This window comes from Paenibacillus shunpengii (genome assembly GCF_042684905.1).
Taxonomy (GTDB): Bacteria; Bacillota; Bacilli; order Paenibacillales; family Paenibacillaceae; genus Paenibacillus; species Paenibacillus shunpengii.
The window spans coordinates 916953-932204 of sequence record NZ_JBHUMJ010000002.1; the positions used below are offsets into that span (position 1 = coordinate 916953).

At 45.2% G+C, this 15252-nt stretch carries 17 protein-coding genes; 15 read left to right on the forward strand and 2 right to left on the reverse strand.

Annotation, left to right across the window (positions count from 1 at the left end; genetic code table 11):
* Positions 1-5 precede the first annotated feature (5 nt).
* Positions 6-824 carry an endonuclease/exonuclease/phosphatase family protein gene (locus ACFSVM_RS04345; RefSeq protein WP_379260644.1) on the forward strand — a complete coding sequence of 273 codons (819 nt, stop codon included), beginning with the start codon at positions 6-8 and terminating at the stop codon, positions 822-824.
* 121 nt (positions 825-945) lie between these two features.
* Here the strand turns inward: ACFSVM_RS04345 and ACFSVM_RS04350 are convergent, their stop codons facing one another.
* Together ACFSVM_RS04350 and ACFSVM_RS04355 are read right to left on the reverse strand one after the other, a co-directional pair.
* The gene (locus ACFSVM_RS04350; protein WP_090723471.1) at positions 946-2799 is read right to left on the reverse strand and encodes an ABC transporter ATP-binding protein; all 1854 of its coding nucleotides are present in this window, start codon (positions 2797-2799) and stop codon (positions 946-948) included.
* Complete coding sequence (locus tag ACFSVM_RS04355; RefSeq protein ID WP_090723469.1) at positions 2792-4528, reverse strand: ABC transporter ATP-binding protein; 1737 nt, start codon at positions 4526-4528, stop codon at positions 2792-2794. The genes ACFSVM_RS04350 and ACFSVM_RS04355 overlap by 8 nt, the downstream gene beginning before the upstream one ends.
* A 331-nt stretch (positions 4529-4859) precedes the next feature.
* Here ACFSVM_RS04355 and ACFSVM_RS04360 point away from each other — a divergent pair, with 331 nt between their 5' ends.
* The 14 genes from ACFSVM_RS04360 (at position 4860) to ACFSVM_RS04425 (ending at position 15241) form a co-directional block, all read left to right on the forward strand.
* Positions 4860-6341: an alpha-N-arabinofuranosidase gene (locus tag ACFSVM_RS04360; RefSeq protein WP_090723467.1), complete on the forward strand. Its 1482-nt coding sequence runs from the start codon at positions 4860-4862 to the stop codon at positions 6339-6341.
* An 18-nt stretch (positions 6342-6359) separates the two neighbouring features.
* The gene (locus ACFSVM_RS04365) at positions 6360-6641 is read left to right on the forward strand and encodes a DUF6171 family protein (protein WP_090723465.1); all 282 of its coding nucleotides are present in this window, start codon (positions 6360-6362) and stop codon (positions 6639-6641) included.
* A 489-nt stretch (positions 6642-7130) separates the two neighbouring features.
* On the forward strand, positions 7131-7712 hold the full coding sequence (locus ACFSVM_RS04370) for a DJ-1/PfpI family protein (RefSeq protein WP_090723464.1): 582 nt from the start codon (positions 7131-7133) through the stop codon (positions 7710-7712).
* A 154-nt stretch (positions 7713-7866) separates the two neighbouring features.
* Positions 7867-8595 (forward strand): FAD-dependent thymidylate synthase, encoded by a 729-nt coding sequence (thyX, locus tag ACFSVM_RS04375; RefSeq protein WP_090723850.1) that lies wholly within the window; start codon positions 7867-7869, stop codon positions 8593-8595.
* Between the two features lies 1 nt (position 8596).
* On the forward strand, positions 8597-9022 hold the full coding sequence (locus ACFSVM_RS04380; protein ID WP_076311754.1) for a GNAT family N-acetyltransferase: 426 nt from the start codon (positions 8597-8599) through the stop codon (positions 9020-9022).
* 25 nt (positions 9023-9047) lie between these two features.
* Positions 9048-9878: a nucleotidyltransferase domain-containing protein gene (locus tag ACFSVM_RS04385; protein ID WP_090723462.1), complete on the forward strand. Its 831-nt coding sequence runs from the start codon at positions 9048-9050 to the stop codon at positions 9876-9878.
* A 128-nt stretch (positions 9879-10006) separates the two neighbouring features.
* Complete coding sequence (locus ACFSVM_RS04390) at positions 10007-10351, forward strand: SdpI family protein (protein WP_076311752.1); 345 nt, start codon at positions 10007-10009, stop codon at positions 10349-10351.
* 13 nt (positions 10352-10364) lie between these two features.
* Positions 10365-11006, forward strand: coding sequence for a histidine phosphatase family protein (locus tag ACFSVM_RS04395; protein ID WP_090723460.1), 642 nt, complete (start codon positions 10365-10367; stop codon positions 11004-11006).
* Positions 11007-11282: 276 nt separating this feature from the next.
* Positions 11283-11759 (forward strand): NUDIX domain-containing protein, encoded by a 477-nt coding sequence (locus tag ACFSVM_RS04400; protein WP_076311750.1) that lies wholly within the window; start codon positions 11283-11285, stop codon positions 11757-11759.
* Positions 11760-11835: 76 nt separating this feature from the next.
* Positions 11836-12456 (forward strand): methyltransferase domain-containing protein, encoded by a 621-nt coding sequence (locus ACFSVM_RS04405; protein ID WP_379260650.1) that lies wholly within the window; start codon positions 11836-11838, stop codon positions 12454-12456.
* Between the two features lie 123 nt (positions 12457-12579).
* A complete protein-coding gene (rnhA, locus tag ACFSVM_RS04410) occupies positions 12580-13227 on the forward strand; it encodes a ribonuclease H (RefSeq protein WP_090723458.1) in 648 nt (215 codons plus the stop codon).
* A gap of 72 nt (positions 13228-13299) precedes the next feature.
* Positions 13300-14082, forward strand: coding sequence for a Cof-type HAD-IIB family hydrolase (locus tag ACFSVM_RS04415; protein ID WP_090723456.1), 783 nt, complete (start codon positions 13300-13302; stop codon positions 14080-14082).
* A gap of 215 nt (positions 14083-14297) precedes the next feature.
* The gene (locus ACFSVM_RS04420; RefSeq protein WP_090723454.1) at positions 14298-14726 is read left to right on the forward strand and encodes a hypothetical protein; all 429 of its coding nucleotides are present in this window, start codon (positions 14298-14300) and stop codon (positions 14724-14726) included.
* Positions 14727-14752: 26 nt separating this feature from the next.
* Entirely contained in the window at positions 14753-15241 is a 489-nt protein-coding gene (locus ACFSVM_RS04425; RefSeq protein ID WP_076311745.1) for an NUDIX hydrolase, read from the forward strand.
* Positions 15242-15252 lie beyond the last annotated feature (11 nt).

Genomic DNA, 15252 nt, shown 5'->3' on the forward strand with positions numbered 1-15252 from the left:
ACATTTTGAAGATTCTAACGTTGAACACGCATGCCTGGATGGAGGAGGATCAGCTGACCAAGATGGATCAGCTGGCCGAATTCATTCGCACAGAGGATTTTGATATCGTTGCGCTGCAAGAAGTGAATCAGTCACAGCGTGAGGCACCGTTATCTGATGACGATCTGTCTCCGTTCTATGTTACAGACGATCAAGCGTTGGTGAAGGCCGACAATTATGCACATGTACTGCGCGAACAGATCGGTCAAGCATATTACTGGACGTATATTCCGATCCATGTAGGATTTGAGAAGTATGATGAAGGGCTAGCTTTCTTATCGAAGACTCCGATCCTTGATGCTTTTGAAGCCTATGTTTCCGAAATGAGGGACTATGAGAATTACCGTACCCGCAAAATATTAGGGATCAAAACGGTCATCTCGGGAGAAGAAACCTGGTTTGTGAATGGTCATTATGGCTGGTGGCATGATGACGAATCCTTCAGAGGACAATGGGATAATTCACTGGATGTGCTCAAGCAGAAGGTGAAGGGTCAGCCGGCATTCATTATGGGTGATTTTAATAATGCAGCCCATCTGGAAGGCGAAGGCTACGATTATGTTACACAGAGCGGGTGGCATGACTGCTACGAGCTGGCAGAAGAGAAGGATGAGGGCTATACCGTTGTCAAAGCCATCGCCGGCTGGGAGAATAATAAGCAGAAGCTGCGTATTGATTATGTATTCAGTAATCGTAAGCTTGCAGTTAAGTCCTCCAAGGTTGTTCTTGATGGCAAAGACAGCCCGATCGTCTCTGATCACTCCGGTGTTTCTGTAACCATATAATTGGTTTTTGCAATGTAAACTGATAATTAAAGAAGCACACGTTTCTGCAAGGAAGATCTGCAGAGCGTGTGCTTTTTTATGTGATGCGCTATGAATCTAACTTAATTATAGAGCTTATATGTCAGATGGCTTGATGGAATTGGCTGGTGAACAGCTTGTAATAACGGCCTTCCGGTCCGATTGCGAGCAGCTCCTCATGAGTTCCTTGCTCAACAAGGCATCCATTCTCCATGTAAAGAATACGGTCGGCATCTTGAATCGTACTGAGACGGTGAGCAATTACAAAGCTGGTTCTGCCTTGCATCAACGTCTTCATCGCTTCTTGAATATACATCTCGGTTCTAGTATCGACACTGCTCGTGGCCTCATCCAATATCAGTATAGCCGGATTCGCAAGTATAGCTCGAGCGATCGTGAGCAGCTGACGCTGACCATGACTTAGGTTGCCGCCTTCTGCACTAAGCTTCGTATCGTAGCCGTCCGGTAATCTGCGGATAAATGGATCGGCATTTGCCATTACGGCTGCCTGCTGGATCTCTTCATCTGTTGCATCCAATCTGCCAAAGGCGATGTTATCTCGAATCGTTCCGGAGAACACATGCGCATCCTGCAGCACCATACCGAGCTGCTTGCGAAGATTCTTCTTATCCAGCGAACGAATTGATCTGCCATCCACTAAGATATCCCCGCTCGCTGTTTCGTAAAAGCGGGTAAGCAAATTGACGATGGTCGTTTTGCCTGCTCCAGTCGGTCCAACAAGGGCGATCTTCTCTCCGGGATGAGCTTCAAAGCTGATGTCCGTTAGAATCGGCTTCTCCGGTTTGTAATGGAAGCTTACTTGATCAAACTTAACAGAGCCTTGGATATTTGTAGGGGTCTTGGCGTGATCCTGCTCATCCTCATACTCAGATTTCAGATCCATAATCTCAAATACTCGCTCAGCCCCAGCTACCGCAGATTGTATCAGGTTATACTGATTGGCAAGCTCTGAGATCGGTCGGCCAAACTGCTTGGAATAGTTCAGGAAGCTCACAACAATCCCGACAGACACCATCTCATTCTGAAACACCATCCATCCGCCTACAGCAGCAATAAGCGCAAAGCTTAAGTTATTGATGACATTCATGAAGGGGCCCATCATACCTGATACGATCTGAGCCTTAATTCCAACCTTGTTAAGCTGTTCGCTAATGTCCTTGAATCGTACGGTTTCTTGTTCTTCCCGCCGGTAGAGCTTGACGACCTTTTGACCGCTGATCGTTTCTTCAATCATGCCGTTTAACTGGCCGAGCTGCTGCTGTTGTCCCTTAAAATAAATACGGGTGTACTTCACAATCTGACGGGTTGAGATCAGGACGAGTGGAATGCTGATTAGTGCGACGAGTGTTAGCGGCACGTTCAGGCTGAGCATAATCACTAAGGACCCGATAAGGGTAACGAGACTGTTCAGCAGCTGAGTGACACTTTGATTCAGTGTGTTGGACACGTTCTCGATATCATTCGTCGCCCGGCTCATCAGCTCACCATTGTTCCGAGTGTCAAAGAATTGAACCGGGAGGTCCTGATATTTGCCGAAGAGATCATTTCTAAGATGAAGTACCGTTTTTTGCGATACACTGGTCATGACATATGACTGAATCCAGGTAACGATACTGCCTAACAAGTATAAGGCCAGCATAATCATGCATAAACGAATTAGTCCTGTATAATCTCCAGGAACAATATAATCATCGATCGCCACCCCGATTAAATAAGGTCCAGCCAAAGCGATGAGTGCGCTTAGTATGGTGAACAGGTAGACGATAAGCAAGGCAGACCGCTGCTTGTTCAGATAATTCCATATTCGCTTGATGGTTGCAGCTGTATTTTTGGGTCTTACTTTGATGGAGCCGGCGGGCTGTCCGCCTGCAGGCCCTCGGGGTCCCGGCCCAGGCATGGCAAAAGCAGGTTTGTTCAACGGCTGCTTATCAGACATAAGATGATTCCTCCTTACGCTGAGAGCGATAAATATCCTGATAGACTTGGCTCGTCAGCATCAGCTCTTCATGAGTACCCATGGCAGCGATGGCCCCTTGGTCCAGCACAAGAATCTGATCTGCCCGCATGACGGATGAGATCCGCTGAGCAATAATCAGCCTTGTCGTATTCTTCATTTCGGTCTCTAGAGCCTGCTGAATTCGAGCCTCCGTCTTCAAATCTACTGCACTGGTGCTGTCATCCAGAATTAATATGGAAGGATTGGTGAGGAGTGCTCTGGCTATAGATATCCGCTGCTTTTGTCCGCCGGACAAATTGATCCCCCGTTGTCCAAGCTGTGTATCATATCCATGCTCCAGCTGCTGGATAAATGGATCAGCTTCAGCAGCCGTTGCCGCCCGCAGGATATCATCTTCGGAAGCATCCGGATTTCCATAGCGGATATTATCCCGAATCGTACCGCTGAAGAGAAGAGCCTGCTGCATGACCATGGCTACTTCCTGTCTGAGGTAGTTAAGATCAAGCTGCTGGACATTCACACCGTTCACCAGAATTTCTCCACTGCTAGCCTCATATAAACGCGGAATCAGACTGACGAGCGAGGATTTTCCTGATCCTGTAGCCCCGAGTATGGCCAGAGTCTCTCCTGGCTGAACCGTGAAGCTGATATTTCTTAATGTAAGGTCACCGCCATTAGAGCTGTAGGCAAAAGATACATCTTTGAATTCAACACAGCCGCGCTTAGCTTGATCTGGATCGACAGGAGCTGAAGGATTCATGATTTCGGATTGGGTCTCCAGCACTTCATTTACCCGATCAGCCGATACTTTGGCACGCGAGACAAAAGCGAGCATGTTACTTAGCATCAGCATGGACATCAGCAGCTGGGTCACATAATTGATAAATGCAATCAGCTTACCGATCTCGAGCCCGCCGCCCCAGTGCTGCAAGCCGCCAAACCATAATACGGCAACAATGCTGAAGTTAAGAATGAGCGTCATCAGCGGCATGTTAAGTGCCATCAGTCGATTGGCGCGAATCGCCGCGTCGGTATATTCCTCATTTGCGTTGCCGAATCTTTGCTGCTCATGACCTTTACGAACAAATGCCTTGATTACACGAATGCCGGATAAATTCTCCTGAAGCACCGTATTAACGCTATCCAGCTTGGCCTGCATTTTGGTAAAGAGCGGGAAAGAACGCTTCATCAATATAAAAAGGATGAGAAAGAGTGCAGGTACGGATACGAACAATATCGTGGTCAAGCTTGGACTGAGCAGTATAGCCATTACAAGGCTGCCTACCAGCAGCAGCGGCGTCCTGACAAAAGTACGAAGGATCATCTGCACAAAGGTTTGGAGCTGAACAACGTCATTCGTCAGACGGGTAATAAGTGATCCTGTTTTCAGCACATCCAGATTGAGAAAGGAGAAGGATTGAATACGTTCAAACAGTTTAATTCGCAGATCCTTGCCAAAGCTCTGGGAAGCGATACTGGAAAATATGCTGCACCCCGCGCCGCCAATCAGCCCGATCAGTGCTACTCCAATCATCAGCAGTCCCGTATCCCGGATATGGGCAAGATCGTTTTTCATAATGCCTTCATCAACGATGCTCGCCATTAGTCGCGGCTGGAGAAGATCCATGCATACTTCAAGCAGCATTAGAAGCGGAGCAAGGATGCTGGCCGCAAGATAAGGCCTCAAAAATGGAAGCAGTCTGGACATAAAATTCACCTTTCAATGTGTTTTAAAATCGTTATTTTTTTCTAATTATACTGAACTGCTGTTAACTTATACGATATATCGTTATTTGTCAATTGACTCTTTCCTGTTTTTAATTAACAGGATCCTTTTGTGCAAATTCAGATTCAGAATGGGGATATGTCTTCAAGTAGGTTGTATGGCTCACTATATATTGGATTAATGAAAATATAATTTCTATAAACATTAAAATAAGCGTTTACACAGTAATAAAATTAGGTTTATTATGGATACATAGTTTGATGATTCAATTCAATGGATTTATTATTTTATTAATTCAATTGGAGGTAATTACATGGTTAAAGTCGTTGTACATACGGATGTTCGAAAGAGTCAGATTAACAAAAATATCTATGGTCAATTCTCGGAGCATCTGGGACGCTGCGTATATGAGGGCATCTGGGTGGGTTACGATTCACCGATACCGAACACGGATGGGATTCGTAATGATGTAATTGGAGCACTTAAAGAATTGCGGGTTCCTGTGCTTCGCTGGCCGGGTGGCTGCTTCGCCGACGAATATCATTGGCAGGACGGAATCGGTCCTTATGAGAACCGTCCTCGGATGCTGAATACACATTGGGGTGGAGTAGAAGAGAATAATCATTTTGGCACACATGAGTTTATGCGTTTGTGCGAGCTGATCGGAGCCGAGCCTTACATCTGCGGCAATGTGGGAAGCGGGACCGTTTATGAAATGCAGCAATGGGTCGAATACATGAATAACGGGGGTCAATCCCCGATGGCGAGTCTGCGGGCACAGAACGGAAGAGAAGAGCCGTGGAATGTGAAGTACTTTGGTGTCGGCAATGAAAGCTGGGGCTGCGGCGGTAATATGAGACCGGAATACTACGCGGATCTGTATCGTCGTTATGCGACGTATGTACGTAACTACACTTCCGAGTCGGTTTACAAAATCGCTTGCGGACCGAATACAGCAGATTACCACTGGACGGAAGTGCTCATGCGGGAAGCGGGCAAATTTATGAATGGGCTGAGCCTTCATTATTACACAACCGGCACAGGCATCTGGGAGAAGAAGGGCAGTGCAACCGGATTTACGGCAGAGGATTGGTTTACTACTTTAAAAGCTACATTATATATGGAAGAGCTCATTGTTAAGCATTCTGCCATCATGGATAAATATGATCCTGAGAAAAAGGTAGGTCTCATCATTGATGAGTGGGGCACATGGTTTGAGGTTGAGCCAGGGACCAATCCGGGCTTCCTGTATCAGCAAAATACACTGCGCGATGCACTTGTAGCAGGTATTAATCTTAACCTGTTCCATGAGCATTCTGATCGTGTCCAAATGACGAACATCGCGCAGATCGTTAACGTGCTTCAGGCGATGATTCTGACAGAAGGTGCAAATATGGTACTTACACCGACGTATCATGTGTTTAACATGTTTAAGGTGCATCAGGACGCACATCTGCTGCAAACCCATTATGTGAGCCCTTCCTATTCCAATGGAACAGATGAGATTCCGCAGCTGAGCATCTCCTCATCGGTAGATGCGAATGGACATATTCATGTCTCTGCTTGTAATCTCAGCCATGCGGATTCCCTTACGGTAGATTTGGATCTGGTAGGCTTAAGCGGAGTAGAGATCAGTGGTCAAGTACTGACAGCAAGCGAGCTTGATGCTCACAATTCCTTTGGCAGCCCAGAGCAAGTAGCGCCAAAAGTATTGGAAGGAATCACTGTAGAACAGAACTCGGTGCGATTCTCACTTCCTGCCGCTTCCGTGGCGGTGATTAAGATCGTTTCTTAAGAAAGGGTGACTTCCAAGATGGCGACGAGATCTGAAACGGAGCTCTGCAAGGGCTGTACCGCAAGCGTTCATGTCAGTGCATCTGAACTGGAGCAGCTGGAAGAGGCTTATACCGAGAGCAATACAGGCAAGGAGGAAGCCGGCCGCGAGCTATACCGAGAGCGCCTTGCTGCATGCAGGAGCTGTGACGGCTTCATGTATGGAACGACCTGCCGATATTGCGGCTGTCTCATTCCATTGAAGGCGAAGGTGCTGGAGGCGACATGTCCTTATCCGTTTGAGCCTAAGTGGGAGAGGTAAATACAGGCCAAGGGAAGCGTCGAGGGCCGGCTCTTGGGTGCTTCGTCAACGAATGCTCAAGTACGATCGTTCTTGGCCTGGAATGATAGGATTGGATTTTAAGATGTAATCATTCCAGGCCAAATACGAACGCTGGCGCTTCTTCCTCTGAGCATTTCGTTTCCTTCGCATATGAGCCGGCTTGAAAGGGTGCCCCCACCTATCCGAGGAAGTGGGGGAGAGTAAATAGGTCCGATACTGCATTGCTTGGCGAAGCAGAGGTCGGACCTTTTTATTTTGAGTTGGACCTGCTGTAGAAGGCTCCATCAACGAATGCTTGGGTTCGATCATTTTGCCATTGGTGATTCTTGACCCTCATCATTGGTGAATGTACATTGATGAGGTTTCAAAACCACCTTTTGAGTTATGAAATGATGCAAATAATACAAATTAACCTATAATAAAGGTGTAGTGCCTTTTCCAGATCATTATTTGAGAGAGGTGTTCGATGTGAAGATAGCTATGGTAGTGTTCAATGGCATGACTTTTTTGGATTTTATCGGTTTTTATGATGTAATCTCCAGATTAAAATCTTGTACAGAAACGAATGACACCACATGGGACATATGCGGAGTTCAGCAGGAAGTTAGTGATGAGCATGGAATGACGGTGAAGGTCACGAAAGTAAAACCCGATTTAAAGGATTATGATATGGTATTTGTTCCCGGGGGATCAGGAACAAGAACCCTCCCATCCAATGATGAGTTTATGAATTGGTTTAAAGGAGCGGCAGACACGAAGTTCAAGGTATCCGCCTGTACAGGCTCGTTACTGCTCGGTGCCGCTGGGTTTCTGACAGATAAGAGAGCGACAACACATCCTTTCCATTATGATCTGCTTGCTCCTTATTGCAAAGAAGTCGTTAAATGCCGGCTGGTACGGGATGGACATGTCATTACCGGCGGAGGGGTAGCCGCTTCCATTGATCTTGGTCTGTATGTGCTGGGTCTCTTTGTTCCAGATGAACAGGTCCAGCAGATCAGAAAGCAAATGGATTACCCTTATAGACAACGCGATATCGTAACGGCTTAGCATTCCAATCAAAAATGGTGCTGATTAAAAACTAGGAATGAACACCTCTTTTGTACAAGCAAAGGAGGTGTTTTTTTATTTTAAAAAGTGATCTGGAACGAGAATGGGAAATCCAGTAAAATGTGAGGATAAAGCAGAGAAAGAAGGTATATTCATGTCATTTGAACAAGTGCTGGACAAAGGCTACGTCAGGCTGGTGAATCATATGGGCTCTGACCTGACCATTGTCAACGCGGCTAGAGTATCCTATGCGAAGGAGTCTACCACATTATCAGATCGAGATGTCCGGCTTATTCAGTTTCTGGCAAGGGAGGGACATACCTCTCCGTTTCGGCACGTGATGCTTCAGTTTGAGGTTTATGCCCCGCTCATGGTAGCCAGACAGTGGTGGAAGTATGTTATTGGGTCTAGTCATATGGAAGGAACAGGCGATAGTATGGAGGCCTGGAATGAATCCAGCCGCAGGTACATAACAGAAGAACCGGAATTCTACATTCCACAACATCATGAGTGGAGGAGTGCACCGGAGAATTCTAAGCAAGGCAGCGGAGCACCGCTAACGACCGAAGAAGGAACGAAGCTGACTCAGGAGTTAATAGATTACATAGAGCTGGGGGTACAAAAATATGAGGAAGCACTTAAGAGAGGGGTGTGTGCCGAGCAGGCCAGACTGTTCTTGCCTTCATACGGAATGTACATCCGCTGGTATTGGACGGCATCTCTTCAATCCGTGTGTCATTTCCTGAACCAACGTCTGATGCATGATGCTCAAAAAGAAATACAGCTGTATGCCAAAGCCATTTTGAATTTATGTGAACCCCTTTTTCCGTATGCACTTAAAGAGATGGTTGACCTGGACAGCATAACAGTGGAGGAAGCTTAATATGATTGAATTTCGTAAGATGGTAATAGAAGACTATGAGGAGAGCTTCGCTCTTTGGAATAGGACAGAAGGGATGGGACTCAGTAGTGCGGATTCCAGGGAGTCTATACAGCTGTACCTCGAGCGGAATCAAGGCTTCAGTCAGGTAGCGGTGAACAATGGAAGGATCATTGGAACACTGCTCTCCGGTCATGACGGAAGAAGAGGATATCTGTATCATTTAGCAGTGGAGCCTGGATTTCGGGGACAATCCATTGCCAAAAATTTAGTTCGCCATGCTATAGCATTACTGCGGGAAGCAGGCATACAGCGTGCGCATATTATGGTGCTCGACTCGAATGAGGCGGGAAAGGCTTTTTGGTCTCGTATGGGCTGGACCGGGCGTGACGATGTTCTTCTTCGTTCTTCTGACACGGATGTAGAATGATGCTGCTGAACAGGAGGCGTGCAGAATGATTCAATCGGACTTGCATAGTTATTTATTTGCCATAGCACAAGAGAAGTCAGAGAGCATAAAGAATCATGTGCCTGATATTAAAGCGATTGCTGTTACAGGTTCAGTTGCTTCCGGGTTTGTCTATCCTTCCTCAGATATTGATATTATCGCCTATGTAGAAAACACCATTTCTGATCAGTTAAAAAAGTATGTAGATCAAGATCTTCAGATCTGTCAGGGCAAGATCATAGCTGTAACGGAAGAAGTTCTGGCCGTCAATTATTGGGTGCATCAGATCAAATGTGAAGTCGTATATTTCTCTGAAAGATTTGTCTGTCGTAAGCTGGATTCATTGCTAGAAGATTATGATATTAGTTTGAACACTCATACGGTTGCGACTGGCCTCCTTAAGGCTAGAACATTATATGATCCTGTGGGATTAATCAAAGGCTGGAAGGCTAGGCTGAGTCAATATCCAGAGGAACTTGCAACTGTTTTAATAAAATCAAATCTCGATTTTTTCCCCGAGCCCGTGCTTAAAGCATCCTATATGGAACGAAGTGATCATTTATACGTAATAGAAGGGAAGCTTCGAAACCAAGATAAGCTGCTGTCCATTTTGTGCGGATTAAACCGAATGTATCATCCGGGAAAATGGAAAAGTGTGCGGCAAATTTATGAGCAGATGAGCATCAAACCAATTAACTTGGAACATCGGATGAATATGGTGTGGCAGCTGCCTATGGAAGAGTCCATCGAGCTGCTGTCGGAGCTCATTTACGAAACATTGGATTTGATTAGGATACACATGCCCGATATAGATATAACAAGCGTTATAAATGATTAACAGAGGTTCTGGTAATGGCAGCTTCATGCTAAAATGGAGTTATCGCCTATGCAGTTATCCAGTAGATAATTGACGGCAAAGTTCAGCAAAGAGCTCCTCTAACTTAAGCAGTGAAAAGGAGGGTGCCTATGGATGTGGAGAATCTTGTGGTGTTTAGCTTTGTTGGGGTTATATTTATCATTCTAGGACTATTCATGCGAATCAGACCTCCTAAACGAATGAACCACATTTATGGTTATCGGACGAATCGTTCCATGAAAAGTGAACGCATGTGGAAGGAAGCCAATCGTTATAGTGCAGTCTGGATGGTCGGAATAGGTATCTTCTATATTATTATCGGTTTGTTTGTATCCAGGTTTGTTCGCGGTATGGAGGGCTTTGGCATTCTGGTCGGACTTATGCTGATGTTCAATCTGCTCCTGTTTGTGGTCGTCGAACGCAGACTGAAGGAATTAGAAGATAGAACCTACTAAATGGAGGAACAATATGTCAGTTACGACGATATACATCGTAAGGCACGGACAGACAGAATGGAACGTGCTGGGCAAAATGCAGGGACATCAAGACTCGCCGTTAACGGAGCTCGGAATCCGTCAAGCACGCTGGCTCGGTGAAGCGCTCGTTGAGGAGCCTATTGATGCAATCTACACAAGCTCAAGCGGCAGAGCAGTTCATACTGCAGAGCTGATCCGCGGCGGCCGCGAGATACCTATGAATCTAACGGATAACTTGAGGGAAATGAATCTGGGGCTATGGGAAGGCCGAACCGGAGACGAGCTGAAAGTGGAGGAGCCGGTGAAGTACCAGCAATATTGGGAGGAACCGGAAGTGTTCGCTGCAGACGGTGGAGAAACCTACATCGAAACGATGACCAGAGCGCAGCAAGAACTGAAGCATATTCTAAACGTAAATCAGGGAAAGACGATTCTTATCGTAACCCATACGGTAGTGGTTAAGCTGCTGATGACATGGATCGAGCAGCGCTCGCTTGATACGTTATGGGATTTGCCTTATATTCACCCTGTTTCCCTGTGCAAGATTGTATTTGATGAAGAGAACAAGCCTGAAGTCATGCTTCATGCGGATATTTCACATTACCCTGAGACAGCCGGAATGAATGGTACCTAGATAAAGGAGCAGATGCAATAGTGCACTGCTTCTTTTTATTTAGTATCTCAGCAATTGAATCAATTTCATAATATGAAATTGATTCAAGCAATTACATAAAAAAATAAAAATAAATTTTGAAAAAATCAAACTATTCCCTGACCAGGCTTGTTATTATATTTACGAATGTCTTTTACTGTAGGCATGGATAGAACGGGTTTGAGAGAAGCTATGTATGGTGTGGGACAAAAGGACCCGATTTTCATTCAGTCGCTTTGTATTTAAGGAGGAATAGTGATGATGATATCCTATGAACATGAATCGATTCAATATCACACAACAACAGGGGGAATAATCATTCACGAAGGCAAAGTGCTGCTGCAAAGAGAACGAAACCAGCCTTATTGGTTTTTGCCTGGAGGCAGTGTAGAGGCTGATGATTCTCCGGAGTACACGATTGGTAAGATGATATATGAATGGCTTGGTGTGCCTGTCATCAGTGAACAGCAGGTATGGCTGATCGAGAATGTGATTGAATTGCCGATCTCTCCGACGATACAAATTCATGAGTCAGGAATGTTTTTCCTGTTAGAGCTTCCCCTTAAGCATCCGATCTTCAAAAAGACATGCGAGTTTGCAGGAGCGAACAAAGATTACGTGTACAAATGGATTCCGCTGGATGAATTAGAGCGGCATTGGGTTGTGCCTGAATTTGTTGTTCCTGAGTTGAAAGATATTAATACTGCCAATGGCATCAAACATATCGTGAGCTGAGCGAAGTATGAAGAACAGTGGCCTAGACTTGAATCGTATTATATTTATTGGGCGTTCATATGAAGAATATGAACACATGTTTCAAATTTCTAACGATGACATTGCATCAAAGCGTATTTTGGATTGTCCAGGCGGAGCTTGTTCCTTTACGGCTGTTGCGAATCAACGTGGAGGTAAGGCGAAATCCGTGGACATTGCCTATGCTTATTCATGGGATATCCTGTATGCCAAAGGCAAAGAAGATATCAAACATGCGATGGAGCAAATGTCTAAGGCTCAGGATCAGTACAAATGGAATTATTTTTCCAATTTGGCCGATCTCTTAGACCATCGAACCCATGCTCTTGGCTTAAGTACAACAGATAGGCGAGCAAATCCAGAGAATTACATAGAGGCGGCACTTCCTCAGTTACCCTTTCAAGATAAGCAGTTTGATCTGATATTAAGTGCACATTTTTTGTTCATGTATGGTGAGCGTTTGTCTCTTCAATTTCATCTAGATACATTACAAGAGATGATGAGAGTGGCTGAAGAGGAAATTCGGATTTATCCCATTATTCAGCTGGATGGCAGGAGATATCCATTACTAGATGAAGTCCTTTCATATGTAGATAGAGAAGGATGGACGAGTGAGCTAGTTAATGTATCTTACGAATTTCAGCGTGGAGCGAACCAAATGCTTAAATTATCTAGGTGATAGGTCATATAAGGACACTCGAGTTCAATAACTTCTGGAACTTAGGTGTTCTTTTTTTTGCATCCAAGGCTGTAAGAAGGTATTGTAGATAATAACGCGTTAGGGAATGATATGGAGGAAAATATGGCGAAGCAAAAGTATTATGTGGTATGGGAAGGAAAAACACCCGGGATCTATACCAGCTGGCCAGCATGCCAGCAGCAGGTGAACGGAGTGACCGGTGCAAAATATAAAGCATTTGAATCCAAGGCAGAGGCTGAAAAAGCTTATACAAGCGGATGGAAAGGCATATGGGGTAACACCGCGGGCAAATCTCAAGGCAGTGTCAGCAGCAAGGGGGCATCTGCTGAGGCAATTGCCTCTGAAATCGATTACGATAGTATATCTGTGGACGTAGGAACAAGAGGCAATCCCGGACCGATGGAGTATAAGGGTGTAGACACCCGGACAGGAGATGTCTTGTTTAGTGTGGGTCCTATTCCGAATGGGACGAATAATATTGGAGAGTTCCTTGCCATTGTACATGCTCTGGCGTATTTACAGCAGCAGGGCAGCAGCAAGACTATTTATAGTGATTCTGTGAATGCAATGAAGTGGGTCAGGCAGAAGAAGGCTGCAACGACACTGAAGCGGGATACTTCCACCCAGCAGATTTGGGATATGATTGATCGGGCCGAGAAATGGCTTGCCACTCATACTTACAATAATAAAATACTGAAGTGGGAAACCAAAGCGTGGGGAGAGATTAAGGCCGATTACGGAAGGAAATAGCCGTGCATTTGCCTTACATCTAGCAATAATTAGAAAATTGTATTTAGCACAGCGATGGAGGATGTTACAATCATGACCTATAAAGTAGTATTTTTTGATATCGATGGAACATTAGTTAATGATGAGAAGGTAATACCACAAGATACGATCGAGGCGATCAACGAATTGAAGGCCAAAGGGACAGATGTCTTTATTGCGACCGGAAGAGCACCTTATTATTTTACGAAATACATGTCCCAGCTGGGTATTGACTCCTTCATTAGTCTTAATGGATCTTATGTTGTTTATAAAGGTGAGATGATATATTCACACCCTATTCACACAAATACGCTTGAGAGACTAGAGAACAGTGCCCTGTCGCACAATCATCCCATTGTCATGCAGGGAGCAGAGGCTGGATTCTCCAATATGGAGCTTCACGAGTTCATAGCCGCTTCCTTTCAAACGCTTCAAGTTGAAGTACCGGGGTACAAGACAGGTTACTGGAAGGAAGCACCAATCTACCAAGCACTCTTATACTGCCAGGAGCATGAAGAGCATTTGTACACAGCAAAGGAAGCAGGTTATGACGATCTTCATTTTGTCAGATGGCATAAGTACGCAATGGATGTCATTCCGGCGGGGGGCTCAAAGGCCAAGGGAATCGAGGCTGTTCTTAAGCATATCGGACGATCCAAGGAAGAGGTTGTTGCCTTTGGCGATGGCTTGAATGATGTGGAAATGCTGTCTTATGTCGGACTTGGAATTGCCATGGGGAATGCGAACGATGAGGTTAAATCCTATGCCAATCATGTGACAAGCTCGGTAGACGAGAAGGGCATCCGTAGAGGACTGGAGTATGCAGGCTTGCTGTAATCTAACCCAATATGTTGAGATGAGAGAAGATGGATCCGAACAGGGATCCGTCTTTTTTTGTATTTTCTTACTCGTGAAAAAATTATGAATGCTATTTATTTCAGGTTACACAAGTCCTATAAGTAAACTCCATTTCTCATCACAATAAGACAGCAGGTAGCAGGTGTGTTTGCGTTTTTACTAAAAAATTTAACATATAAGGGGAGAACCATTACATGAAAAAGTGGATATATATGTTATTATGGTTGATAACCTTATTCATCTTCCTATGGGATTGGATTGAAAGTCCGCGTCCCTTCGACGATGCTGAGTTGGTAAGCAGGTTAACCGGAGCTCAAGCTGGAGATCGTATTGAATTAGAAGAACTAACCCCATTTTCTTGGGAAGAGCTGTACATATTCGGTCCTTATCTAGATCCTTCGTCAATTGATGTTCGCAATATGGATGAAGTGCCTGATGCTGTTCAATATTCAGACTCCATAACACTGCTTGTCTTTGTCCAGAATAACACAGCAATACGCTATATCGAGCTGTCACGTTCAGCTGGCGACTTTGAGATGGACTTGTACGAGCGAGCCATCAAGCAGAAGAGCGCTGTATTTATACGAAATAAAGACTCGAGGTTATGGAAGCTGGATGATTAGAGAATATCTCGAGAAGGAGGATGACCATGTTCTACGTCAACGCAAGAGCTTTTGTTGAGCGGGACAGCAAGCAAGGAACTGAGCTTGTTATTCAGAGCCGGAACAAACCCGGGCAGGAATGTCTTGAACTCCCTGGAGGCAGAATCGAGCTGTACGAACCGATTTATCAAGCGCTGATCAGGGAAGTGGAAGAGGAGACCGGGCTTAAGGTGACTCGCATTGAGGGCGCTTCCAAGCGAATCGACACGACCGGTATTAATCCTGACTTTGAAGTAGAGGTTGTCGAGCCCTTTTGTGCCCATCAAACAACGAAGGGCCCCATTGATTCGATAGGAATGTATTTTATATGCAAGGCGGAAGGAAAGCTCCTCGAAGCAGGAGATGAATCGCTGAACCCGGCCTGGATAAACGTAAAGAATATAGCCTCCATGATGGAACAGAATCCTCTTCAGTTTTCGGATATCGACCGGGCAGCCTTGATGTTCTATCTGAAGCATAGAGTCGTTCGTGATTGACTGTGGCTTAT

What these genes read in the sequence shown, in the direction of transcription:
- ACFSVM_RS04360 (WP_090723467.1), top strand. Translation starts at nt 4,860, where the DNA reads ATGGTTAAAGTCGTTGTACATACGGATGTTCGAAAGAGTCAGATTAAC.
- ACFSVM_RS04350 (WP_090723471.1), bottom strand. Translation starts at nt 2,799, where the DNA reads ATGTCTGATAAGCAGCCGTTGAACAAACCTGCTTTTGCCATGCCTGGG.
- ACFSVM_RS04425 (WP_076311745.1), top strand. Translation starts at nt 14,753, where the DNA reads ATGTTCTACGTCAACGCAAGAGCTTTTGTTGAGCGGGACAGCAAGCAA.
- ACFSVM_RS04400 (WP_076311750.1), top strand. Translation starts at nt 11,283, where the DNA reads ATGATGATATCCTATGAACATGAATCGATTCAATATCACACAACAACA.
- ACFSVM_RS04385 (WP_090723462.1), top strand. Translation starts at nt 9,048, where the DNA reads ATGATTCAATCGGACTTGCATAGTTATTTATTTGCCATAGCACAAGAG.
- ACFSVM_RS04420 (WP_090723454.1), top strand. Translation starts at nt 14,298, where the DNA reads ATGAAAAAGTGGATATATATGTTATTATGGTTGATAACCTTATTCATC.
- thyX (WP_090723850.1), top strand. Translation starts at nt 7,867, where the DNA reads ATGTCATTTGAACAAGTGCTGGACAAAGGCTACGTCAGGCTGGTGAAT.
- rnhA (WP_090723458.1), top strand. Translation starts at nt 12,580, where the DNA reads ATGGCGAAGCAAAAGTATTATGTGGTATGGGAAGGAAAAACACCCGGG.
- ACFSVM_RS04415 (WP_090723456.1), top strand. Translation starts at nt 13,300, where the DNA reads ATGACCTATAAAGTAGTATTTTTTGATATCGATGGAACATTAGTTAAT.
- ACFSVM_RS04380 (WP_076311754.1), top strand. Translation starts at nt 8,597, where the DNA reads ATGATTGAATTTCGTAAGATGGTAATAGAAGACTATGAGGAGAGCTTC.
- ACFSVM_RS04365 (WP_090723465.1), top strand. Translation starts at nt 6,360, where the DNA reads ATGGCGACGAGATCTGAAACGGAGCTCTGCAAGGGCTGTACCGCAAGC.
- ACFSVM_RS04390 (WP_076311752.1), top strand. Translation starts at nt 10,007, where the DNA reads ATGGATGTGGAGAATCTTGTGGTGTTTAGCTTTGTTGGGGTTATATTT.
- ACFSVM_RS04405 (WP_379260650.1), top strand. Translation starts at nt 11,836, where the DNA reads ATGTTTCAAATTTCTAACGATGACATTGCATCAAAGCGTATTTTGGAT.
- ACFSVM_RS04355 (WP_090723469.1), bottom strand. Translation starts at nt 4,528, where the DNA reads ATGTCCAGACTGCTTCCATTTTTGAGGCCTTATCTTGCGGCCAGCATC.
- ACFSVM_RS04395 (WP_090723460.1), top strand. Translation starts at nt 10,365, where the DNA reads ATGTCAGTTACGACGATATACATCGTAAGGCACGGACAGACAGAATGG.